At 50.4% G+C, this 24168-nt stretch carries 20 protein-coding genes; 14 read left to right on the top strand and 6 right to left on the bottom strand.

The genetic code is table 11. The annotated features are described in order from the left end of the window. Positions 1-35: 35 nt before the first annotated feature. The 3 genes from AC50Y3_RS00615 to AC50Y3_RS00625 are packed head-to-tail and all read right to left on the bottom strand — an operon-like array spanning position 36 to position 3825. Positions 36-1190, bottom strand: a complete 1155-nt coding sequence (locus AC50Y3_RS00615; protein WP_494816847.1) for a Ger(x)C family spore germination protein — start codon at positions 1188-1190, stop codon at positions 36-38. Further along, positions 1187-2281: a GerAB/ArcD/ProY family transporter gene (locus tag AC50Y3_RS00620; RefSeq protein ID WP_494816848.1), complete on the bottom strand. Its 1095-nt coding sequence runs from the start codon at positions 2279-2281 to the stop codon at positions 1187-1189. Before AC50Y3_RS00620 ends, AC50Y3_RS00615 begins: the two co-directional genes overlap by 4 nt. Next, positions 2278-3825: a spore germination protein gene (locus tag AC50Y3_RS00625; RefSeq protein ID WP_494816849.1), complete on the bottom strand. Its 1548-nt coding sequence runs from the start codon at positions 3823-3825 to the stop codon at positions 2278-2280. Before AC50Y3_RS00625 ends, AC50Y3_RS00620 begins: the two co-directional genes overlap by 4 nt. Positions 3826-4040: 215 nt before the next feature. On the opposite strand from AC50Y3_RS00625, the gene AC50Y3_RS00630 reads away from it, so the two are divergent. Continuing rightward, the gene (locus AC50Y3_RS00630) at positions 4041-4292 is read left to right on the top strand and encodes a YolD-like family protein (RefSeq protein ID WP_494816850.1); all 252 of its coding nucleotides are present in this window, start codon (positions 4041-4043) and stop codon (positions 4290-4292) included. Between the two features lie 67 nt (positions 4293-4359). Here AC50Y3_RS00630 and AC50Y3_RS00635 read toward each other — a convergent pair whose 3' ends face one another. Further along, positions 4360-4794, bottom strand: coding sequence for a hypothetical protein (locus tag AC50Y3_RS00635; protein WP_494816851.1), 435 nt, complete (start codon positions 4792-4794; stop codon positions 4360-4362). A 243-nt stretch (positions 4795-5037) separates the two neighbouring features. On the opposite strand from AC50Y3_RS00635, the gene AC50Y3_RS00640 reads away from it, so the two are divergent. From AC50Y3_RS00640 to AC50Y3_RS00660, 5 genes are all read left to right on the top strand, one after another. Next, positions 5038-5976 (top strand): phytanoyl-CoA dioxygenase family protein, encoded by a 939-nt coding sequence (locus AC50Y3_RS00640; RefSeq protein WP_494816852.1) that lies wholly within the window; start codon positions 5038-5040, stop codon positions 5974-5976. Positions 5977-6385: 409 nt separating this feature from the next. Then, positions 6386-9019 carry an SLC13 family permease gene (locus AC50Y3_RS00645; protein ID WP_494816853.1) on the top strand — a complete coding sequence of 878 codons (2634 nt, stop codon included), beginning with the start codon at positions 6386-6388 and terminating at the stop codon, positions 9017-9019. Between the two features lie 309 nt (positions 9020-9328). Then, a complete protein-coding gene (gene allB / locus AC50Y3_RS00650) occupies positions 9329-10741 on the top strand; it encodes an allantoinase AllB (RefSeq protein ID WP_494816854.1) in 1413 nt (470 codons plus the stop codon). 22 nt (positions 10742-10763) lie between these two features. Next, on the top strand, positions 10764-12011 hold the full coding sequence (locus AC50Y3_RS00655) for a Zn-dependent hydrolase (protein ID WP_494816855.1): 1248 nt from the start codon (positions 10764-10766) through the stop codon (positions 12009-12011). Next, positions 11998-13233 (top strand): pyridoxal-phosphate-dependent aminotransferase family protein, encoded by a 1236-nt coding sequence (locus tag AC50Y3_RS00660; RefSeq protein WP_494816856.1) that lies wholly within the window; start codon positions 11998-12000, stop codon positions 13231-13233. The genes AC50Y3_RS00655 and AC50Y3_RS00660 overlap by 14 nt, the downstream gene beginning before the upstream one ends. A 128-nt stretch (positions 13234-13361) precedes the next feature. Here AC50Y3_RS00660 and AC50Y3_RS00665 read toward each other — a convergent pair whose 3' ends face one another. Continuing rightward, positions 13362-13748 (bottom strand): VOC family protein, encoded by a 387-nt coding sequence (locus AC50Y3_RS00665; protein WP_494816857.1) that lies wholly within the window; start codon positions 13746-13748, stop codon positions 13362-13364. A 285-nt stretch (positions 13749-14033) separates the two neighbouring features. Between AC50Y3_RS00665 and AC50Y3_RS00670 the strand changes: the two genes are divergently transcribed. The 7 genes from AC50Y3_RS00670 to AC50Y3_RS00700 all read left to right on the top strand — a co-directional run bounded on the left by AC50Y3_RS00670 (position 14034) and on the right by AC50Y3_RS00700 (position 22227). Then, a complete protein-coding gene (locus AC50Y3_RS00670) occupies positions 14034-14600 on the top strand; it encodes a DUF1697 domain-containing protein (RefSeq protein ID WP_494816858.1) in 567 nt (188 codons plus the stop codon). 51 nt (positions 14601-14651) lie between these two features. Continuing rightward, positions 14652-16262 carry a gamma-glutamyltransferase family protein gene (locus tag AC50Y3_RS00675; protein WP_494816859.1) on the top strand — a complete coding sequence of 537 codons (1611 nt, stop codon included), beginning with the start codon at positions 14652-14654 and terminating at the stop codon, positions 16260-16262. Positions 16263-16315: 53 nt separating this feature from the next. Further along, a complete protein-coding gene (locus tag AC50Y3_RS00680) occupies positions 16316-17185 on the top strand; it encodes a phosphotransferase (protein WP_494816860.1) in 870 nt (289 codons plus the stop codon). Between the two features lie 61 nt (positions 17186-17246). Continuing rightward, positions 17247-17639, top strand: coding sequence for a VOC family protein (locus tag AC50Y3_RS00685; protein WP_494816861.1), 393 nt, complete (start codon positions 17247-17249; stop codon positions 17637-17639). A 601-nt stretch (positions 17640-18240) separates the two neighbouring features. Further along, positions 18241-20694, top strand: a complete 2454-nt coding sequence (locus AC50Y3_RS00690; protein ID WP_494816862.1) for a glucosidase family protein — start codon at positions 18241-18243, stop codon at positions 20692-20694. Positions 20695-21160: 466 nt separating this feature from the next. Beyond that, positions 21161-21757: a TetR/AcrR family transcriptional regulator gene (locus AC50Y3_RS00695; RefSeq protein WP_494816863.1), complete on the top strand. Its 597-nt coding sequence runs from the start codon at positions 21161-21163 to the stop codon at positions 21755-21757. A gap of 20 nt (positions 21758-21777) precedes the next feature. Next, a complete protein-coding gene (locus AC50Y3_RS00700; RefSeq protein ID WP_494816864.1) occupies positions 21778-22227 on the top strand; it encodes a DoxX family protein in 450 nt (149 codons plus the stop codon). 1 nt (position 22228) lies between these two features. Here the strand turns inward: AC50Y3_RS00700 and AC50Y3_RS00705 are convergent, their stop codons facing one another. After that, positions 22229-22882 (bottom strand): cupin domain-containing protein, encoded by a 654-nt coding sequence (locus AC50Y3_RS00705; RefSeq protein WP_494816865.1) that lies wholly within the window; start codon positions 22880-22882, stop codon positions 22229-22231. A 199-nt stretch (positions 22883-23081) separates the two neighbouring features. On the opposite strand from AC50Y3_RS00705, the gene AC50Y3_RS00710 reads away from it, so the two are divergent. Continuing rightward, positions 23082-24167 (top strand): AbrB family transcriptional regulator, encoded by a 1086-nt coding sequence (locus AC50Y3_RS00710; protein WP_494816866.1) that lies wholly within the window; start codon positions 23082-23084, stop codon positions 24165-24167. Position 24168: the final 1 nt, after the last annotated feature.

The raw sequence follows: 24168 nt of genomic DNA on the forward strand, positions 1-24168 counted from the left end.
GTGGGCTTTTCTCATTTATAGGGACACAATCAGTACTACAAGGGACTGTATAAATCGACAACACCTGTACTCTTAATCGACACATTCAACTTAATATTCACAGTCGCATCCGCGAATGCAGCTCCCCAATCCTCCTGAACAGGCTTCCAGGCTTTATACTGATAAGCTCTGGCATACATCCCGAATCCGAAAGGATCAATCTGCTGATCCTGACATCTGCGGATGAGCTGCTTGAACTGCTGCTGAAGTTTACCTGCAATTAAACGCTGTAATTTGGGTGTTGTTTCCTTGGCGAATTCAGCATCATCGGTTTGCAGCGTCGAAACGACTACATTTAGCTGCATGGTTAAGTCAAATACGAACCTTCCATCTCGTACGTTTGTATCTACGTCGTAGCTGCTTTTCAAGATCTCGAACGCTACGGCATTCTTGATGGCATGGTGGTCATCTTCACTCTCTTCTTGAACGCCATCCAATTCAAGAATGTAGGAGGGCGTCCCTTTGAATCGATGCTGCAAGAGGAGAAACAATGTTGTTTCTTGAAGCGAGAAATGTTCCTTAACCTGACCTTGCTTGTTCAGCAGTGCAGTTCCGGTCACAACAACGTTTTTCTTCTCTTTCCTTACCTGCGTTAAGGAGGCAGTCATTCCTTTGTCTTTCATCTCTCGCCGCAGCTCCTGCAAGTTCCTTGAAACCGTAATGTTGCTATTATTCGCTGTTTCGATGAGCTTCCTTACATGAAGTGATAGGCGCGGCTTATCAGCTGGTTTATAGTGAAAGATGCTCTCGACCGGCCCGTCAACAACGACAACGATAGGCGTTTCGGTCTGCCTCGGCACGCGATAGAAAAGATCGAACATATTATACCAATCTTTCTGCTGTAAAAGCCGTTTGCCGACTAGTATGGATTGAAGCTTCCCGCCGGTCGTGATCCCGGTTAGCATGGAGTCGAATTTGGCGCGTGCGAGCCTAATGGAATCTGCACGTACGGATGCAGATTCCGTTTTTTCTTTGGCTTCCCGATAGAAGACAGGGCTCTGTGAGTAAATGACAATTTGATTGTTCTCATCTACATCGATGCCGAGCATGAGAGATATGGAGGCATCCTCCAGATTCATCTGATCGTAGCAGCCGGGAAGCAGCAGCGCAAACATGGCCAGGGTAAGGAGGACCATCAGGATGCGGATCATTGTAGGCCTCCTTTACGCGTAAATACGCTTGTGTATACCAATAAGAATAGAGGTAGAGCAAACGCGATGTACCAGCCTACCTGCCCAAACCACTTAAGAAACGATCCAAACTCAGAGGAGGAAGGTCTGTAGAAGGTCGAAATCAGAAGCGTGCCAATAATGGCAAGTCTAACAAAGAGTTTATGATCTTGTTTCCCCAGCAGCTGACTGATCCCAAACGTGGATGCGTAGAGATAATAGGTCCACACACGAAAGATTAAAAACAAGTAGGAAACTAAGACGATAATTTCAATCCGTTCCATGAAGCGAAATTCAATAATCTTTAACACTTTCAAGGTTGGGTATTTGTAAGAAGTAATATCGTCCGGAGAGAAGAATAGGAAGCAAATCAGGATGACGACCATATAAATCACAAGCGTGATTGTATTTCCTACGATAATTCCCATTGCCGCCTTCTCTTTGTGTTTAAGGAACGGATACAGAATAAAGCTGATTTCAAACCCGAGGAAAGAGAGTCCTGTCGGATTTACTGCATGCAGGACAGGCGTCCAGCCTTCTTTGAGAATCGGCAATAAATACAGCCAGTGGGCTTCTTTCAGAGGATATAGGATGACAAGCTGTATCCACATGAATGCCCAAAACGTGATTTCTGCATATCTGGCCAGAATGCGTACATTGTTGCGGGCAAGCTGGTAAGTAGGCAAGGCGAATAAGAATACTAATAAGAAATTCGGCGTATTTGCTAACATCTCCATTTTGAAGAAGCCAACGGCGGAAAAGAACGAAGCAAAGAAACCGAGCATGAAATAGGCAATGATGCAGCTGTTGAGGATGATACCCAGCACTTTGCCAAAGTAACGAGGTATGAGATCGTAGATCGTATCATCTTGATGTTTCTTCATCAGTTGGACAATAAAGAGGCTGGCAAGAACGGCAAGCGCCCATCCGATCAGGAGGGAAATCCAGCCGTCCGATCCGGCACACATGGCTAAATCCGCTGGCAGCGACAATAAGCCAAATCCTAACTGCGTCGCGTGGATCATTAAGATATATTGCATTACGGTAATCTCGTTCAACGCATACTTTCTCAACCTTTATCACCTCGGTCAGAAGCTTGCTTCTTACTCTGAATGCCTCTGGCACTGAGCGGACGCGTAGTCATTTTCCAAATCGGCAATCGGATGATCGTATCCTTCAAATCTCTGAACCTTACCGGGCTAAACGGACTGAAGTATGGGGTGCCAAGCGATTCAAGTGAAATCAAATGAATAAGCAGCACCAGCATACCCATGGCTACGCCAAGCAGGCCATACACAAACGCGACAAGCATCATCGGGAAGCGAATTAATCGGATAGCGGATGACATGTCGTTATTAGGAATAATAAAAGAAGATAAAGCCGTTAGCGAAACCACGATTACCATGATGTTGCTCACGACACCGGCTTGAACCGTTGCTTGTCCAATGACAATCGCACCGACGATCCCGACGGTCTGACCAATCGGAGCAGGCAGTCGAATCCCGGCTTCCTTCAGCATTTCCAGTGTAATCTCCATGATCAAGGCTTCAAGTACCGGAGGAAACGGAACGCTTGCCCGGGATTGCCCAACCGACAATAGCAGCCGAAGCGGAATGACCTCGAAGTTGTACGAGATGACCGCGATATAGAACGAAGGCAGGAAGATCGTAATGAAGAAAGCCAGAAACCGCAGAATGCGAATAAATGTCGAGACCTGCCAGCGATTACTGTAGTCATCGATCGTTTGGAAGAACATCGTGAAATTAGCCGGACCGATAAGCACTTCCGGGGATTTATCAATCACGATAGCTAAGCGTCCTTGCAGGATTTGCGATGCTACGGAATCCGGCCGTTCCGTCGTTGCAAATTGGGGGAACGGAGAGAACGAGTTATCTTCAATAAACTCCTCCAGCTCACCTGAAGAGAGGATAGCGTCAACATCAATTCGATCAATTCGATTGATAAGCTCTTGAAGCACTTCCGGATTAGCGACGTCCGCCAAATATAAAATGCTGATTGTGGTTAAACCGCGTTCGCCTACTTGTGTTTCTTTTATTTTCAATTCCCGATTCGGGATGTATCTACGAATAAGCGCGATATTTTGACTCCCCGTTTCGACGAAGCCCTGATGGGCTCCCTTCAAAGAGGCTTCCATTTGAGGGTCTTCAATCGCTCTTTGCGGCCAACCATGCGTATCCAGAAGAGAAGCCGTACTGTTATTCTCGACAAACAAGACACTTGTTCCTTGCAGAATGGCTTGCTCGATTTCATATAAATCCGTTGCGGTCTTGATCCCGCCGACGGTAATAATATGTTCGATCCGGGGATCGGCCACCGTTTCGTGCATAAGCGGTCGAAGAATATCGTTATTGATGGCAATCTTGTCCGTCATATTATCAAGATAGACCAGAGCGGCACGCTCTTGCGTCGATTTAATTAGAAAGCGCCTTGTAATTAGCTCGGGGGATTGAGTGAGCAGTGCCTGGATATCGGATATATTGGTGTCCATATCACTGCTGATCGGCTTCATAGCTTTCGGCTTTTTCGCTCGAGGCGCCGAGCTGTGATGTCGGCTGGTTTGCCGTTTACCTCGCAATATGTTGCGGAACAATCCCATCGCAGAACACTCCCAATACGCTCAATATGGTTATTTTGCGACAGTTTGGAATATTTATGCACTTGCATTACAGGGTTGTATTCTAGTGCTGCAAGTTTTTTATTTTTAGTAGAAATTATTTGGTATAATAGGATGTCCAGGGTCTCTTTAGGAGACGCTTGGCAGCATATTATCAATAGACATGATGGTTTTCATATAGATGGGGAGTGACTGTAGTGGCAAAAGCAAAGGTTCCAAAAAGGCCGACACGAGACGAGTTTGTGCTGGAGGAATTGGGGAATCAATTGGTCGAAGCGTATCAAGAGGAATCCGTGATCATGTTGTCGGTGTGGGGAAGAGAAGAGACCGTCCAAGGTCAAATCGTGACGATGGATTCTCGGACAGGTCGGGTGCATGTAGAAACGGCAGAGGGTTTGCAGAAGGTTCCGTTCATGGACATTATGCAAGTCAATTATCCTAGAAACTGATTTAGATGCGCAAAGTAAAAAGCTGTCCGGCAGTACCGGCAGCTTATTTGCGTTCAAATGGACAGCTTCAATAGCAGCTTTGATTCACTTTGATATCTTTATTGGTTACCGTCACTTCTGTATATCCGGTAAGATGTTCCGTGTACGAGCAAACAGAGCGTTCGAAGGTCTCCCCGTTTGAATTGGTGAATTTCAAGTAGATACCGCCTTCTCCTACGAAGCTAAGCGTTGGTTTGATTCGCTTGCTTGTTCCGCTAAGAATGGGCTCTGCATGTAAGTTTGGCTGAACCTTGATGGTTTTCCCTGCTTCGTCACTTGTCAGCAAGCCCGTTTCTACTGTGACGAGATCGTAGATGGACTTGTTATCAATCTGAACGGAGAATGCCCGATTCTGTTTGACGATGTCTAAATTCAGGACATAATTGCCAAGCAGAAGCAGACCAGTGAGCAGAACGGCAAAGCTAATGACAGTTACGATTACAGTCTTGGTGATCCGTTTCATTGTGTTCCTCCTATTATGTAGCATGAACCCACTATTCATATAGACGATCAAGATGGCAAAATGTTATCAGCCTGTCAGGTAGGAATATTGTTGGCAGAACCTCCGATAATTGTTAGCAATCAGGCAGAGTTTCCTACGATATTCCTATCAGCTAATGAAAATCCTCTCTCCCTCTAATCGCATAAAAGCGCTAACATAAGTACAAGCAAGTTCAATCATCTCACATACTAGGGAGTGTTTAGATTGCCCAAAGTACTTACAGAAGAGCAAGTGCGGCATTTTATAGACAAAGGCTGGGTCAAAGTCGAGCAAGCCTATCCACGGGAAGAGGCGCTTAAGGTGCAGGACTTTCTATGGGAGGAGCTGGCGAAACGCGGCGTGCATAGAGAAGATGAAAGCACTTGGACGGAACCGGTTGTTCGGCTTGGGGACTATGTGCATCCGATCCACAACGGCTTGAACTCGGATCGATTGACGGGCGCAATTGAGGATTTGATTGGCGAAGGTCGCTGGCAGCTTGGCCAAGAAAGAGAGAATGTCAGCTGGGGTGGCTATATTGTCAACTTCGGCCCAGAGGTGCCGGGCAACTGGCATTATGATGGCAGCCATTTCCGTCATTATTTGGACAGCTGGGAACAAGGCGTGTTGCTCGTCTGCCTATTCTCTGAAGTCCGCAAAGGCGGCTCAGGAACACTGGTGGCTGAAGGTTCCCACAACATCGTCGCTAAGATGCTGGAGAAGCACCCGGAGGGGATCGGTCTTGGCGAGGCAATCCGCGAATGTAATAAACACCCTTGGCTGGCAGACTTGCTTGGCAAAAACAAACCAGCATCCGACGACATTTATGGGGCAGCACCTTCGGGCGATCGCCAAGCGAAGAAGGAGCGTCTGCAGAAGTTCATGGATACAGCTTATGAAGATCCGGATGGCTACTCGCTTCGTGTAGTGGAAACAACTGGAGGCCCCGGAGACATGGTCATTTGTCATCCGTTCCTGTATCACGCACCATCCGACAATGAGATTGGTGTTCCGCGTTTCATGTGCAACCGCGTAGCGCCGACGCATGAACGTATGAATTTCTATCGCGAGAATCCGGACGATTATTCGGTAGTAGAACGCATGATACGCACAGCACTCGGCCTGAAAGACGGGGAACCGTGTACGTGGGCAAGAGCGGAATAATGGATGTTGCTGGGCCCACGATCGTCATCGTGGGCTTTTCTTTATTTGATTGTAGGATGGAGACGGTACAAGCGATTGACAACATGCTGGCAGGCTCATTCTTCGGCACGTCGCTTTGCAATCTATGTATTACTAAGCCGAGGGGACCAAATGTTATGTCTGTCCGAGTATGACGGCGGAAGAGCGAGAAGGAAGAGCCCAAGAGATGCTGGCCTCGTTACCTTCATAAATTGCAATTATACAAGTGATCCTGCACGCCGCATTCGGCGTGTTTTTTTTGCATGCATCTTGCGACTGCCGCTGAGCTTTGAAAATGACTAGCAGTAAAAAGAAGGGAACTAGGCGGTTTATGTCGTAAATCATAGAAGATTATCTGAAGTAATAGGTCAAAAGTTTGGGAAGAGGTACCATGAAACTAATTGAAATTGAAATGTTCAAGCAGCTGTCCAATATGGAGCTGGCAAAATTGCTTGGGAAGCTCGAGAGGCTTTCGCTGCAAGCCGGAGCCACCTTGTTTGAACAAGGGGATCCCGGAGATACAATGTACATCATAGACAGCGGCACGATTGAGCTGTTTACTCGTTCGGATGGGATGCGGCATTCGCTGGCTTTTTTAAACGAAGGCGACACCTTGGGGGAGATGGCCCTGCTGACCGGAGAAGCTCGTTCGGCTACGGCGGTAACGACAACCAATGTCGTATTGATGCAGCTCGATCGAGAAACCTTCGATGGACTCATCACGGAGCACCCGACGATTTCAGCTTATTTTATCAGACTTATCTCGCAGCGATTAATGAATACGAATGAACGATTGCGCGATTCGAAGGAGCTGCGGACGCAGTGGATTAGGCAAGAGTTGGAGCAGCTGCCGGAGCCGCTCGTTCAATTCCTGTTATGGTCCGCTCATATCGCCGTCATTCATAACGAATTGATAGAGCTTCGTTTCGGTTTCTCTCTGCAAGGGCAGATGATGCAATACCCGGTCATTACCAAATTCTTATCAAGCGATGATACTGAGGGTACTGGGGAGCAGCAGTGGAGCAAGATCAAGCCGGAAGCTAAGTCGGCATTGATGGAAATGGCTACCGCTCAATATAGCTACAAGGAGAAAAAACAATGGACCGAGGATGCACAAGCCTTCTATACAGAGCAGGAGCAGTGGCTTGCTCTTGCGGCTATGTACAAGGAGGAGGGGAGCTGGGACAAGGTTATACATTCCGCAATTAGGCAGCAGTCGTTGTCGGCGCGGCAGGAGCAGGACATCTTCCAATTGTTCATGGAATGTCCGGTGGAGGTCTTAGTGCGCTATTATCCGGCATTTGAGCTGGCTGTTCGATTAAGCATGCGGCACGGTGCAGAAGAGGGCCTTCGGATTGTGGAGCATGCGGTCAGAGTAGGAATGGTGAATGACGATGCGGCGCACCTCATTTCCTTATATGAGTGGGGAGCCGAACTAAGCCGTCTGCTTCATAATCGGCATAAGGCACTGGAGTACTTGCAGCTGGCAGAAGCAGCGGCTCAGACATTAACCGGCCGCAGACCCCACGTCATCCAAGATGAGGAGAGGGAATATCAGCTCGCTCAGCAGCAGCTGACTAATCGCAAAAGCTTGTTCTTTGCGGAGCGAGCAAGCCGTCTTATTAATCCAAGTCAATGGACAAAGTGGCTAGCGCTCGTACTTGCTCTTAGCATGATCGCGATCTTTTCCTTCATACCGCCGGTTGCCGGCCTGACTGACAAAGGCATGCTGTTCATCGGGATTGCCATCGCAGCGGTTATTCTATGGATCGTCAATATCATTCCGGACTATATAGTTGCGTTAGGCATGGCGATGTTATGGGTGCTCGGCGATATTGTCAAGCCGGAAGTAGCCTTATCGGGGTTCGCTTCCCCTACGTGGCTTTATATGATCTTTATCATGTCGATCAGCGTCGTCATTACGAAATCAGGCATCCTTTACAGACTGTCCTTACACGCGTTAAAAAGATTCCCGCCGCATTTTCGCGGTCAGCTCTGGGGAATCGTAGCGGGTGGCATCGTACTGAACCCGCTCATTCCATCGTCTTCCGCTAAAGTATCGCTGGGCGTTCCGATTGCCCATACGTTATCGGAGTCGATGGGCTTTAAGGATCGCAGTCATGGTGCCGCCGGTTTGGGGCTTGCAGCTATGGTGTTCTATGGTTTCACGGCTCCGTTCGTGCTGACCGGCTCTTACACCAACGTCATGGCGTATAGTTTGGCGGGGGCTGCCGTTCCCGTTACGTGGCTGGAATGGGCGCTTTACGCGCTGCCTGCTTTCGTCATCTTCGCTGCGGTTATGCTTGTTGCCTTGTCGTTCATGTTTAAAGGCAATACAATCGCCGTCAAACAAGTTTCCGGCAAGGTGTTGGATGAGCAAATTCGGTTACTTGGGCCGCTCACGAATGAGGAACGAATATCGGTTTGCACCGTGGTCGGATGTATTGTGCTCATGATGCTGCAGCCTCTGCATGGCATAGACAGCACATGGATTATGTTGATCGGTTTTGCGGTACTGGTCATTAGCGGCGTTCTCGACAGACAGTCGCTGCTAAGCGGCATCGACTGGACGTTCCTGATTTTCCTGGGTATTGCCTTTAGTTTTGCAAATGTGGCCAATGAGCTGGGGATCGTGGAGTCGTTGACTGATTTTCTGGGTTCCAATATGTCAGTCTTTATCAGCTCGCCGGCGCTGTTTCTGACGGCTGTTATCGTGCTCTGTTTTGCCGTGACGCTAATTGTTAGAGACGATCCGGCGGTCATTCTGCTTGTAACGGCGCTGCTTCCATTATCCCAGCAGGCGGGCGTCCATCCGTGGATCCTGGTATTTGTCATCTTGCTTTCGACCGATCCATTCTTCTTCAGCTATCAATCTCCTACTTATTTGACCGCTTATTTCAGTTCTGAAGAGCGTTCGTTCAGCCACCGACAGGGGCAAAAGGTTGCTTTCGGGTATGCTATTGCCGTGCTGCTGGCTGTGGTCGTTTCCGTTCCGTATTGGAAGTGGATGGGGCTGCTGCAATAGCTTTTCGTTCGTTTAGAAGAAGAGTCGCGCATGTTGCGACTCTTCTTTTATTTGCGTCAGGTTAAATGACGTTAAATTGTTGATGTAGTCGAGAACATGCTCGTTCTAATGGATGTTTGGCATGCATAGATTAATAGTTGTACGAATTGGGCCGTGACAGATTGCAATTATCAGGATAATATGAATGTACTAGCGGATTTTATGTAAGGTAATATAACATTGAAGTTCAAGTATAGCGGGGCAGTAAACTATTGGCGTGAGTCAAGCGAGGTTTGCTGCCTTTTATGCATAGTTAGGGAGGTAGGCGAGATGCACGATATACAATGGGATCTCCTCATTATAGGCGGCAGTGTCGTACTGCCGGATCGGACCCAGAACGTCGACATCGGAATCAAAGATGGGCGAATAACCGGATTGGCGCCGAATCTTCCATCCTCAGCCGCAAAGCTCGTACACTCAGCGGTAGGCAAGCATATTTTCGCCGGCGTTGTTGATGCCCATGTGCATTTCAATGAGCCGGGACTTGGAGATTGGGAGGGCTTCGCTTCCGGGACTGCTGCGCTGGCTGCCGGCGGCTGTACCTCGTTCATCGATATGCCGCTTAATGGATTACCGCCAACCGTGAATTTACCTGCTCTGGAACTTAAGCTGGATGCGGCAGCCGGAGAGAACGGTTCATGCGTGGACTATGCGCTCTGGGGAGGACTTGTCCCCGGTAACATCGGCGAGCTGGAGGCCCTCTCGGAAGAGGGAGTGGTTGGATATAAAGCCTTCATGTCTTACCCCGGTGATACGGGAGATGGCTGTTTCATGAATGTGGACAACGAGACGTTAATAGAAGGGATGAAAGGGATTGCCTCCCTGAACGGAATATTGGCGCTGCATGCGGAGGATGAAACGATTGTATCGGCGCTTGCTGCCGACAAGCAAGCGGAAGGTAAGGTAAGCATGCGCGATTACTTGGACTCCAGACCGCCGGAAGCTGAATGGAAAGCGGTGAAGCAGGCACTGGGTATGGCGGAGCGCACAGGCTGCAAGCTGCATTTTGTCCATATCAGCACGCCCGAGGCGATTGATCTCATTAGCGAGGCGAAACAATCGGGGCTCGATGTTACGGCGGAAACCTGCCCGCATTATTTGGCTTTCACGGATGAAGATGTGATTCGAATTGGCGCCGGCGCGAAATGTTCGCCTCCGATACGATCCCATCGCGAGCGTGAAGCGCTATGGAGACAGCTTGCCGGTGGCGCGATTGATATCCTCGCTTCCGATCACTCTCCTTGCCCGCCTGCGATGAAGGAAGTGAAGGATGGGAATTATTTTGGGGTATGGGGCGGTATCCTTGGCGCGCAGAGCTTGCTTGAAGTCATTGTGAGCGAAGGCGGATTGAAACGGGGCATTCCGTTTCACGTGTTGTCTAGGGCAATGTCGGCCGCGCCGGCAGAGCGGTTCGGCTTTGGTGACCGGAAAGGGAAGATCGCGCTCGGATATGATGCCGACTTGGCCCTAGTCGATTTGAATTCTCCGTATGTGCTTACTAAGCAGCATTTGAAGTATCGTCATCTGCATAGCGCATATGTCGGCTATCCGTTTGGCTGTCAAGTAGACATGACGTTGCTGCGGGGAAATATTCTATATAACAGGAACGCAAATGCAGGCGACGGGGATAAAGTCGACCGGCCAGGCGGTAAGCGACTATGGCCACGAGTTTCAAGGACTTGAAAGTACGGAAGGGGAGTCCGTATTGAAGACATGCAACGAAACAAACGAGCTGCTGGCGGAGCTGGCGAAGATTGGCGCAGATCCGCGCGGTGGTGTCACTCGGCTGCTCTATGATTCAGCTTGGCGGCAAGCACAGCAAGCTGTCGCGCGTATGATGGCAGGTGCAGGACTCGCCGTCACCATAGATGAAGTCGGTAATGTATATGGGAGACTGGCGGGATCTGATGAAGAAGCGCCGCATGTGCTGACCGGTTCGCATATCGACACGGTGCCATGTGGCGGTCATTATGACGGCGCACTTGGTATCGCGGCTGGCATTGCGGCCATTTCGCAGCTGTTATTCATGTATGGACAGCCCCGGCGAACCCTGGAAGTGGTTTCGTTCTGCGAGGAAGAAGGCAGCCGTTTCCCGCTGGCTTATTGGGGCTCGGGCAATGTTACCGGCAGCAAGAGCTTCGATGAAGCCTTGGAAGCGAAGGATTCCGAGGGCATTACACTTCGCGAGGCGATGGTGGATGCGGGATTCGAGCCGTCTGCATTTCGGAAATGCAGACGGACAGATATTGGCTTATACATCGAGCTGCATATTGAGCAAGGAGAAGTGCTGGAGCGTGCGCAATGCGATATCGGTGTTGTAAATGCCATCTTCGGACAGCGGCGCTACTTCGTAGAGCTTGAGGGTCGCAGCGGACATGCGGGCACGACGCCAATGGCGATCCGCGAAGATGCACTGGCAGCGGGAGCGGAAATGATCGTTTGGCTGCGCAAGGCGGCGCTGGAGAAGGGGGATGGGCTGGTGGCTACGGTGGGAAAGCTTGACGTTTCACCGAATATCGCCAATGTCATACCCGGTAAAGTTCGCTTCTCCGTCGACATCCGGCATCGGAATGAGGCTGTGATTACCTCATTCTGTGAGCGTGCCTTTCAAGCTTTCGACGAGATTGCGGCTCAGCATCATGTCACGATATCGCAGTCGAGCTGGCTGACCGAACGGCCCGCACCGATGCATGCAGCGATACAAGAACGCATTGCTCACATTGCAGAATCGAAAGGATACTCGCATATGACGGTCAGCAGCGGAGCAGGCCATGATGCGGGATTGTTTGTGGAGCAATGTGCGTGCGCGATGATCTTCGTCCCAAGTCAAGGCGGCATCAGTCATTCACCATTAGAATATACAGCGCCGGATGCCATTGCACGAGGCACCGACGTATTAACCGAATTGCTCTATCAACTTGCCTATGCGGAGGAGTCTCATGAAGCGATATAACGATTTGTCTCCCTCACCTCGAATTATTCTGACTCCGGGCCCCGTCGAGGTTGATCCGCGTGTATCCAGAGCGCTTTCTTATCCGATGCTCGGTCAATTCGATCCGGAATTTACGGCGCTTATGAACGAGTCGATGCAAATGTTACGCGAGCTCTTCCGAACGTCCAATCGATGGGCATTCCCGATAGACGGTACCTCGCGCTCAGGGCTGGAGGCAGTCCTAACCGGCCTCATCCAGCCGGGTGATCGGGTGCTCGTTCCGATCTTCGGCCGATTCGGTTATTTGCTCGCCGAAATCTCAGAGCGCTGCGGAGCGGAAGTCGTGACCATCGAGACGGAGTGGGGGACGGTGTTTGAGCCTGGCCAAGTGATCGATGCCATTGATCAACTCAAGCCGGCTCTTGTGGCCATTGTACATGGCGAAACGTCGACGGGTCGCATGCAGCCGCTTGAAGCGATTGGCCTAGCATGCCGAGAACGAGATATTCTGCTCATCGTGGATGCGGTAGCGACAATCGGCGGCGTTCCCGTTGAGACGGATGCATGGATGCTCGATGCCGTGATCGGCGGAACGCAAAAATGCTTATCTGTTCCATCCGGCATGGCGCCAATTACATACAACGATCGGGTTGAAGCGAAGCTCATGCGGCGCAAGCGGATTGAGAAGGGAATCCGACCGGAAGGCTACATCGACGCGGACCCTTCTTCCTTCATCCGCAGCAACTATTTGGATCTGACGCAGCTGCAGGATTATTGGAGTCCGCAGCGGCTGAACCATCATACTGAGGCGACAGCAATGCTGTATGGGCTGCGAGAAGGGCTGCGTTTAGCGCTGGAAGAAGGGCTGGAGCAGCGGTTTGCGCGTCACCGCCTGCATGAGCATGCGTTAGTCGCCGGCCTCGAAGCGATGGGACTAATGCGATACGGCGACGATAGCTGCAAGATGCCTGTCGTAACCTGCATCCAGATTCCCGCAGGTGTAGACGGAGAGGCGGTGCGCAGTCAGCTACTAGCGGATTTCGGCATCGAAATCGCAAGCTCGTTCGGCCCGCTTAAAGGCCAAATTTGGCGGATCGGCACAATGGGATACAGCTGCCGTAAATCGAATATCTTGCTTGGTCTGGCTGCGCTCGAAGCGGTACTGCCCCTGCATGGCGCCGCGATTACGAAAGGTGAAGCAATCCGTGCTGCTCTGGATATTTATGCGGAAGGGGCCAAGTAGAATCGGTCGCAAGAATAGAGAAAGACGTGCCAATTGGCACGTCTTTATTTTGTGGAAATGCTCTAACGAACCATAAAGCGTTTATTTGCCCGAAAATAGCTTTGCGTGTCATGTAGAACATAAGTTGATTATCTTTTATTTCCTGAGCCGAAGCCGATTACATAGCCATCCGGATCTTGCACCGAGAAATCCTTCCAAGCACCCCAATCATGCTCGGTTAATTGAGGCTCCGACGCGATAATAGCTCCCTTTGCTTGAAATTCAGCATATAGAGCATCCAGCTCGGTGTGGGTGTGTACATAGGCGTAAGTATTCCATGTTCCCTTGTTAGGTCTAACGTCTTCGGGATCGGATGCTTGAATCAATTTGAACCCTAAGCCAAAATTGTCGCGAATGGCCCAGTGCTCATTCACTTCACACCCTAAGGCCTCTTCATAATACTTCATAGACTGTTCCAAATTGGATACCAACAGCACCGTAAGTGAGTTCTCAACTCTCGGTTTGATCGCTTCCACGATGAATCACTCCTAAGGATTAGTTAAGTTCAGACTAGCTCCATTAATTTGCTATCGATTTCTTCTATATAGCCGATGTCGGTTGAACCGAACTAGCGCTTATTGTGATGACTATGAAGTTGGCCGGACTGAGGAATTCTCATCAACCATCATCTCCAATGGAAGCTTTGTTATGGAAGATTATACCTATAACGAGCAATCTCGGCAATCGTTTCTTTCGCCCCGGACGCGCTGATATGGTAGACTATTGAAAAATAGATTTTACAGAAAGTGGTGGTTGAGTGGATGGCTATTCACATTGCTTTGCTGCGCGGGATCAATGTCGGCGGGAAGAACAAGATTAAGATGGCAGAACTGCGGGAAGCGCTGATAACACTGGGGTTGTCCCAGGTTCAAACGTATATTCAGAGCGGCAATATTTTGTTTGAGTCGGATGAGGATGAGCTGACATTGCGTGAGCAAATCGAAGCTTTGATTGCGAGCAAATTTGGTTTGTCCATTCGCGTCATTATTCGCACTGCTGAAGAGCTTACAGCCATTGCGGCCAATCTACCTTTCTCGGATAAAGAAGTTGAGGCTGCCGAAGCTTCTTTTGAAGGGGAATGCCTCTATATTGCGATGATGCTCGATGCGCCGCAGGCGGCTAAAATAGAGAAGCTGGAGAGCTATGATTTTAAAGAAGATCGCTATGTTATCGCAGGTCGGGATGTATACTTACTATTTCGTCAAAGCGTGCGAGATTCCAAGCTTTCCATCCAAGTGGACAAGCTGAACGCTCCGGTAACGGTTCGAAATTGGAATACACTTACGAAGCTTATTGCGATGTCGCAGGAAATGGGTAATGCCAACTAAGAGGCGGCATTAAGCGCACTCACCATTTACAAGTCAAGGGGGAAGTCGATCATGTTCAATCTATCTGAGTATCCGTATCCATCCCGAAGGACGGCAGTTGTTGCGAAGAAAGGGATGGTTGCTACTTCGCAGCCGCTCGCTTCGCAAGCGGGACTTCGTGTATTGCAGCAGGGCGGGAATGCCATTGATGCGGCGATTGCAGCCGCTGCATGCCTTACGGTTGTAGAGCCGACAGGCAATGGCATCGGGAGCGATGCGTTCGCGATTGTTTGGTATAAAGGGCAAATGTACGGATTGAACGCGAGCGGAGGAGCGCCAGAGCTATTGACGCCGGAGGCGGTTCGTCAGCGCGGATTTGAAACGGAAATGCCGGCAAGCGGATGGCTGCCGGTGACCGTTCCAGGCGCTCCGGCGGCGTGGGCAGCTTTATCTGCTCGCTTCGGCGAATTGCCCTTTGCACGGCTGCTCGAATCCGCAATTGATTACGCAGATGGCGGTTATCCGGTATCACCGGAGCTCGCGCTCAAATGGCAGCGTGCTCACGAGGTGTATTCGCAGCGAAGCGGGAGTGACCCGGCATTCGCAGAGTGGTTTCGCGTCTTCGCTCCGGATGGACGGGCGCCAATTCCCGGCGAAATGTGGCGTTCACCGGATCTTGCCCGGACTCTGCGGCTGATTGCGGAATCCAGCAGCGAATCGTTCTACCGAGGCGAATTGGCAGAGATCATCGATCGGTATGCCAGAGAGAGCGGGGGACTGCTTCGCAGCACGGATCTTGCGCCGTTCCAGCCGGAATGGATGGATCCGATCTCTGTCCCGTATCGCGGATACGATGTATGGGAGCTGCCGCCGAACGGGCAAGGATTGGTCGCCTTAATGGCCTTGAACATGTTGAATGGGCTGGATCTCTCCGGTTATGAGAGCACGAGCAGATATCATACGCAGATCGAAGCGCTGAAGCTGGCTTTTGCAGATGGGAAGCATTATATTACGGATCCAATCCGGATGAAAGCAAGTGTAGAAGAGCTGCTATCGTCTTCCTATGCTGCTCTTCGCAGAAGCTTGATTGGGGAGTCGGCATTGATGCCTGAACCAGGGCAGCTGCCTAAAGGCGGGACGGTTTATTTGGCTACCGCCGATGGAGAAGGGAATATGGTTTCTTTTATCCAAAGCAACTACATGGGATTTGGTTCAGGTATCGTGGTGCCGGGCACGGGGATCAGCTTGCAGAACAGAGGGGCATCCTTCTCACTTGATCCTGCGCATGCGAATGTGCTGGAGCCGGGTAAACGGCCTTATCATACGATTATTCCGGGTTTTCTTACGCAGAACGGCGAGCCGATTGGACCATTCGGTGTCATGGGTGGTTTTATGCAGCCCCAAGGGCATTTGCAGGTGATCTCTAATTTATTGGATCATCGCCTGAACCCGCAAGCCGCGCTCGATGCGCCAAGGTGGCAATGGATGGAAGGCAAACAGATTGCCGTCGAAGGGGAGTTCCCGACTGAGGTTGTCGAGGAGCTTAAACGCAAAGGACATGAGATTCAGATCGTTCAAGACCGCAAAGCTTTTGGCTGTGGACAGATCATTTGGCGAGATAAGAATGGCGTCCTGATCGGTGGAACCGAACCGAGAACAGACGGTTGCATAGCTTCTTGGTAGCATTAGTCGTCGTGGTGGTTGAAATTCTATAAATGAATGGAGTGCGCAATCAGGTGGAAGCAGAACAGGCTGCTAGTCCGGAAATCCGTGAAATCATTCAAGAGCTTGCAATCCAGCGCATCATCGATCCGGATTCGAAGCTTATGCATCAGATGAATGGCACGACAGAAGGCCGCGTGTATATCTTGATGGTGGACGAGATGGCGCGATATGTGCTGAAGCTGGAAGATGCGGAGTATTTGTCAGTAGTGGCGCAATTTCTGATAGATTATGCGGATAGTCCGCTGATGCCTAAGGTGCATTTCGTAGCTCCGGATTACTCTTATATCGTATATGCATATGTTCCCGGTACAACAGGTGATGAGCGTGGTTCGAAGCAGAATTGGATGCCTCAGTTGACGGTTGAGCTTTTGAATCATTACCGCACAATGGAGCAATCGGATCCATCGTTAGGGTGGGAGGATCATACGCTTGATGGTTTAGATTTTGCAAAAAATGAGATCGGCAGCTTGCTTCCGGATGCCGATTACGAACTCGTCAGCTCGATTGCGAGGAAGCTGCTCGTGTGCAGGGAAGGACGTCCGCGTTATTGGCTTCACGGTGACTGCGGCGTACACAACTTCGTGTTCCATGATCGGCAGCTAGCAGGTGTCATCGATCCGACGCCGATGGCTGGGCCGCTGCTCTATGATTTCATCTTCGCATTCGTTTCGTCGCCGGATGACTTGACGATGGAAACGCTGCTGCCCGCATTTGAACGGCTTGCCCATGAGCCGATCAGGAACGAGGAGCTGATTTGGGAAGTAGTAGTTGGACTTTATTATCGGATTGGCGTCTGTTTGCTGCACCATCCTCAGGATCTGCCTTCGTATTTGGAGGCATGGAGCTATTGGAGAGCACGTGTACGACATGGGATTGATTGAGCATAGGTTCGATAAAAGATTCATTGTGGGAGCATTTGGATGTCAAAAGGGAGGCTAACCAATGTCGCATGTCCAGTCACAAACTACAGCAGCATCAATCGCTCCATGGATATCAGTTCGCAGCGCAGCGGAAGCTTTAGCTTTCTATAAAGCAGCTTTCGGCGCGGTTGAGCTTTACAGGTTGGAAGAAGAAGAGGGGAAGCCGCTTCTTGCGGAACTGTCGGTTCAAGGAGCGGGCTTCTGGATTCAAGAGGACCCGGAATCGAGTCCGAAGCCGGATGTGCCCGGTTCCGTCCGAATGATTCTGACGGTGACCGATCCGGACTCGTTGTTTGAGCAAGCGATCACGGCCGGTGCGGAGGTTGTCGTGCCTGTCAATGAAGGCCACGGCTGGCGAATCGGTCGGATGATCGATCCGTTCGGCCATCATTGGGAGATTGGAAAGCGGCTATAGTTTAGCAGCGGTCGTTTAGATTCGATAAGAACGCCTGGGGAATGTCCCGGGCGTTTTCGCATTCTGATGCAGGTACTTTAGTGTGATTGCAAGTACAACATAGAGTTGCTGAGGGGCTGTTTCTGTCATCGATTAGATGATAGGGGCAGCCTTGTTTAATGAATAACGTCGGAAGAGAGGTACTGAGTACCTCTCTTGATCGAATAATGGTGGATTGGACTCGAAGAGAGGTACTGGGTACCTCTCTTGATGGAGCAAGGGGTAGTTTGAGGTCAAAGAGAGGTATTGGGTACCTCTTTTGAGCGGTAAAGTAGCTCACTTAGGAATCTACATCGGCGGTTTCGGCGTAATTATTCATAATAAAACAGTCAGCCGCGATGTTGCGGTTTGCTGTTCTTTTGTTTATTCACATTTCCAGATTGCAGCATAAGTCAGCCGTATATTCACTATTTCCTTGATAGCGCTTGCACTAGAATAAAGTGGACGACAAGGTGTTATCAATATCACGGCTATGGCAGCGGAATGATGTGGAGAACATTCACGCCTGATCAAGAGGATTGGATTCTCAGCCTAAAACGAGTAAAAGAGGAGAACTGACGAGATGAAGACGACTTATATCGTAAACAGAGGCGTGATAGAAAGTGAGAAAGGCATTCCGGAATCGCCGAGATGGTTCTCGGACAGCCGGTTGAATTTTCAAATCGACGAGAATGCCATCACACAAGTAAATTATCATAATCCGCTTGCCATCCGCGGATGTAACACGATATTTCTGCAGCGGCTATGGGATGGGTTTAGACATTTTGTCGAGCTGGATGGGGTCACGCATAAGCTCCCCTATACGAATTCGAAGCTGTGGCCTTTTGGCGTCGAATCCGAGTGTGAGGTTAATGGAGTGAAGCTTGAGCACCGGGTTATGGCTGTGGATGAGGCTATCGTATTTCAGCTGACGACGCCTCAGGAGCTTCCGGCTTCTTTTCGCTACAAAATGGAGTTCTACAAGGACTTCACGTTAATCCCGGCAGATTCGCAGGACTTCCGTTTCAGCGCAGGCAGTACAAGTCGCGTGTGGCAGGAATGGTCCTATGATGAAGCGGCAAGTCTGCTGCAGGGCTCTTATGTGGAGATACAGAAGGAGCGGGAAGCGGGCCATCCCGATGATATCAATATTAATAATCCGGATGTAAGTAAATATGATCGAGAGGAGCCGGTTCCGCTCTATATTAGCATTGGTGCGGATTTTCCGATCGGTTATTCGAAGCGGCCGCTCAATTCGAAGTATATGCTCACTGGAAGCGAGCCTTTGGAACCGAATCGGACCTATAGCTTTATCATCACCTTTGAATGTGAGAGGGAAGCGCTGCTGAATAAAGCCTATCAGCTGTCAGCCGGTATCGAGGAGGCCGTATCGAAGCAGTTTGCCCGTTATGAACGCGTCCGCGAGCGTTCGCCGATTCTTCACAGCCCGTATGAATCGTTAAATAACTTCATGAGTCTGATTCCCCTGTATCACGAATCCTGCAAAGTGACCGACGTTCCGGGTGCTATTAAAGCAAAAAACAAGCAGTTCTGGGTATGGGGCTGGGATGGAATTACGAGCAATTACGCCACGCTATATTGGGGCGATCAATCCTTTATCGGTGATATGCTTCGCTTCTACGAGGAAACGGCAGATGCGGAGTGGGGCGTTGCGCACAGCTACCGCCATGATATGACTTTGAACAGCGTCAGCGCGCTTCCGGCGCAGAGCATGTATATCTCGCTGCTTCAGCAGTATTATGCAACAACCGGTAATAAGCAAGAAGTGCTGGAACGGTATGATTTTGTAAAGCGGATCTTCAACCTCATTCTGACGCGGGAAGTGCAAGGAACCGGCTTCTGCGAAGGAGCTTCACTGTTCCCGGATTTTCCGGCGTTCATGCACGAAACAGGGGTCAGCGATATTAGCAGCCTGAACAATACGATCTTCTATTGTGCGGCGCGTTCGATGGAATATTTAGCAGAGCTTGTAGGTGATCAGGAGACCAAAGAGCGAGCGAAAGCCGTATTTAGCGGCATCGAGAAGAACTTTCTACCGTTGTTCTATGACGAGGAGAAGCAGTTCGTTGTCAGCTCCATCGATTCGAAAACGCTGCAGAAACGCAATTCCTTCAACTCCAATGCGGTCAAATGGGAGAGCCACTATTTGAGTGATTTGATGGACGAGGTGAATGCGGGAGCCCTTGCATTCTTCGCGAACCATATCGTCTGCAAAGCGGGATTGCGTGAAATTCCGGTTTGGTCCGATGCCTTTGATATGGATGCCAACCAGCTGCACTGTTGGTGGCCGGTTACCGGTGAATATTTCATGCAGCTGATTAACGAAGGTAATCGCCCTGATCTCATCGAGCAATGGATTGGCTGGGTGAGCTATTGGACCGGAAAGCTGACTTGCCCGGAAGGGATTTCTTGTTATATCGATACGGCTGAGCCGGACGTGGACCGTTGGAATACGGAAAATGGCACTTGGCATGCCTATTCCATGAGAGGCTGGTATCAAGCGGCTATTCATGGCGTCGTCGGCGTATCCATGGAAACGGGAGGTTTAACCTTCCATCCCTATGCCGGGGAAGAGCTGACATTGGAAGGGCTTTATTTCGGCGAACAACGTCTCGATATCGAAATGGCCGGTTCAGGACCGTACATTCAATCGATCGAAGTGGGTGGCCAGGTGCTGGAAGCGACTAACAAGCTGCCTGTAGATATTACGGGAGGGAACGCAGGGGCGGAGACGGCTGCGAAGGTTAAGGTACGCCGCATTCAAACGAACCCATACCCCGTGGTCATTCAAAAAGCATTCGGAATCGAGCTGTCGGAGTATGCCTATGAGGACGGCATCATTCGTGCGCAGATCCAAGGTGCGGGAACGAGCCGATTGAAGCTGATCGCGCAGCGGGAACCCGTCGTCACCATCGGCGGCAAGAGCGTTGGCGTGCTGTATGATGCTGCAGCGGGCAAAGCGACTGTGGAAGTGGAGTTGAAACTTGGTCAACGCGAGGAGCTAGTTGTTCAATAGTTCGAGTGTGATGGCGAAGCGGCAAATGAGTAGCTCCAGGAGCAACACATCCGCCGAAAAGTGGTGGATTGAGGTGAAGAGTAGCTCCAGGAGCAACACATCCGCCGGAAAAGTGGCAGATTGAGGTGAAGAGTAGCCCCAGGAGCAACACAAGAAGCGCACCCAGAGGTCTACAGGCAATACGATTGCGATTACGGATGGCTTGCTGGTGGGCATTCGTTTAGAAAGGGAATCGTGTTGTCGAGATCATCAGCGATGCGGATTGTACGATTGAAGTGGATGGCAGGAAGCGAGAATATGTGACGATCGGGTAGATGTTGTACCTAAGAGAGGCCGAGCATTTGAAAAAAAAGGCTTGGCCTTTTCTTCTATCCTATTTACAAACCGATGGTCGGTTTATATAATAAAGATAACAGTCAACAAATGGAAACGCAGAAACCAATAAACCAACATGGAGGTATCGAACGTGAAGCAAGAGGAACGCAGGGAGCAGACCATTCGCTTATTGCTGGAGGCAACGAAGTCCCTAGTGCAAGAGAAGGGCTGTTCATCGTTAACGCTGAAGGACATCATGGAGCGGTCGGAGCTTTCGAAGGGGGCCATCTTTCATTATGTGAAGAGCAAAGATGAACTGTTTGCCTGGGTGCTGCTGGAGCGGCTTGAGGAAACGAACAACCGGTTTATGAGCGAGGTGGGGAGAAAAGGCGGCGAGTTTGAAGGACCGATGGGGAGTATTGCAGGCAGATTAAATAGCTTAGAAGAAACGGATGACGTCACAAACAAGGTGTTTGTTTATTTGCTGGGCAAGGAGGAGGAGCCTGCAGTTGCGGATGCTCTGAATCAATTCTATGAACGATCAATTCAGCTGTCTCGAAGCTGGATCACCGCAGGTCAGGAGCATGGTGTAATCCCGCTTGCCATCGATGCGGACCGTACGGCGGAGTTGTTCGTCTTGCTCTCGTTTGGGCTGCGAGTCCGTTCTTCATTTTCTATCGTGAGCGGTCATTTCACAGCCGCACAATTCGCTCAGTTTATTGCCGGCATGCTTAAACCTACTACCTAATACTAGGAGGAATGTATCGTATGGCACCTTTTATCGTATTGGCAGGTTCATGGTTATTGTTTCGTTGCTTGGGATTGGCGGGCTTGTCTTACTTTGACGGCTGGCAGACGCCGCTGCAAGCAGCGGTTGCCCTTATGCTGCTGCTGACCGCATCTGCTCACTGGGGGAGCCGACGGCCGGATCTGATCCGGATAGTTCCGTCCTCGTTCCCGAAACGAGAATGGATTGTGACCGCGACCGGATGGCTGGAACTTGCAGGAGCGGCCGCTATTCTCATTCCGCTGACGGCTCCTATCGCATCGATCTGCCTGGCGCTGCTCTTCGTGGCTATGTTCCCGGCGAATGTGCGCGCGGCACGGGAGAAGCTCACCATCGGCGGCAGACCCGTGCCGGGACTTCCGTTAAGGACGCTTCTCCAGCTTATTTTTATCGCTGCCGTTCTGCTCGCTTCGCCAATTGTTCAGCTCTAACCTAGTACTGATACCATCCGTTTCCGATGACGGAGCGTTTCGGGTAGGAATAGCCGGTCACAGGTACAGGTATACTAGGTGCCGCAGCTGCCACGCCTTGCACCATTTGTTCAGCTTTATTGCACGTATTTGGCGGGCCAATGAGCACGGTTTGCGTAATGGGCGCCAGGGTTTCCTTCACCATTGCTTCATTGAGACAATAGGTATGAGCCAGAACATTCGCAGGAGTCAGTCTTAGCAAGTCGGATCCCCCAATGAACTGAGGAACCGGTGCGTCGAATATGGCTAATACATGGGTATTATCCATCGTTGCGACTTCATAATGCCACCATCCCTGAGGAATATTGACCACCTGTCCCGGTTGGCTGATAGGGAAGTTAAGCAGCTCATTCGTAAAAGGGTTGATTAAAGAGACGACCATCGCGCCGGAGATCAGGTAAACGAGTTCAGCCGCATTCTGATGGTAGTGGGGCTCGACAACATTTCCTTTGCTCATGAAGATGTCCAGCAGCGAAACATCAACGAGTGTATTTAACTGTTGGTTGGATAAGGTGTTAATGTAGTTGCGGGCATCTTTTCTGAACGTGGTATTGTTATTGAGATTATACGTGAATTGGACCGACGGAGACGTGTAGTCCATGTATGAAACCGTCATAGCTCTCCCTGCTTTCTTAAATTAATAGGCATTTGGCATGGGATATGTTATGTCGGTTGCGGCAAGAACGTGTTTCCGTTTGGAAAGATTGCATCGTCTTGCAAGTGTTCGCACACGCCTAAATAGGCGTGTTTTTTGCGTAAAAGGTGAACTCGTTGTATTGTAAAAAGATGTTATAGGAGCAGGAAGGTGTAAGAGGATGTGGAGTACGCTGCTGACAGCACTGATCGGAGGATTTGCATTTAAGCTGATGCATGCCCCGATCCCGTGGCTGCTCGGACCGATGATTGCGGTGTTGATTGGAGCTAATCTGCTAGGCAGAACCTACAAGTGGCCGATGCAAGCAAGAAATGCCGGCATGATCATCGTTGGTTATACGATTGGTCTGTCGATGACAGCAGCTGCACTGAGGGAGATGTCCTATCAGCTGCCGTCCATGATGCTCATGATCGTGTTATTATTGCTATTTTGTACGGGAATGGCTTATCTCTTCTCGAAGCTATCGCATACGGATTTCAAAACGGCGCTGCTCGGCAGCGTGCCCGGCGGGTTAACGCAGGTCCTTGCGCTTGCGGAAGAGACCGAAGGGGTTAATCTGACGATCGTAACCGTGACACAGGTTATCCGGTTGATGATGATCATTATTTGTGTACCGCTGCTCATATTTAATCCGTTCTTCGGGGAGGCGCATCTTGAAGGAGCATCAGCAGTGTCGCAGTCTATCGCAAGCGCTGCTGCTGCTGATTGGGGCGGCTTGTTTCCGAATATTCTCCTGTTCGCTCCGGTAAGCGTTGCTTGCGCTGTGCTTGGCAACAGAGTGAATTTCCCTACTGCTTATTTGCTCGGACCGGCTCTTGGAACGGCGATCCTTCAGCTAAGCGGGCTGCATGGTCCGTCGCTGCCATCGCTTCTTATTGATGCTGCTCAATTCATGATCGGTACCTATGTAGGGCTGCTCTTGAAACCGCAGCAGCTGCCGAATAAGCTGAGGACGATAGCTCTGGCACTCGGAAGCGGCCTGCTGCTCATACTAGGCGCCTCAGGATTCGGCTTCGGGCTGACGAAGCTGCATCCGATCTCTTTGCCTACGGCACTTCTAAGTTTGGCGCCGGGAGGCATGGATCAGATGGGCATCATCGCGCATGAAATCCAGGCGGATCTGTCGATGGTAGCGGGCTATCAGTTGTTCCGCACCTTCTTTATTTTCTTCGCAGTTCCGCCTCTGCTTCGGATGATGTTCAATTACAGCATAAAGAAACGAAAGAAGCAGGAAGCGGAATCATAGC

The organism is Paenibacillus sp. J22R98 (genome assembly GCF_059383835.1).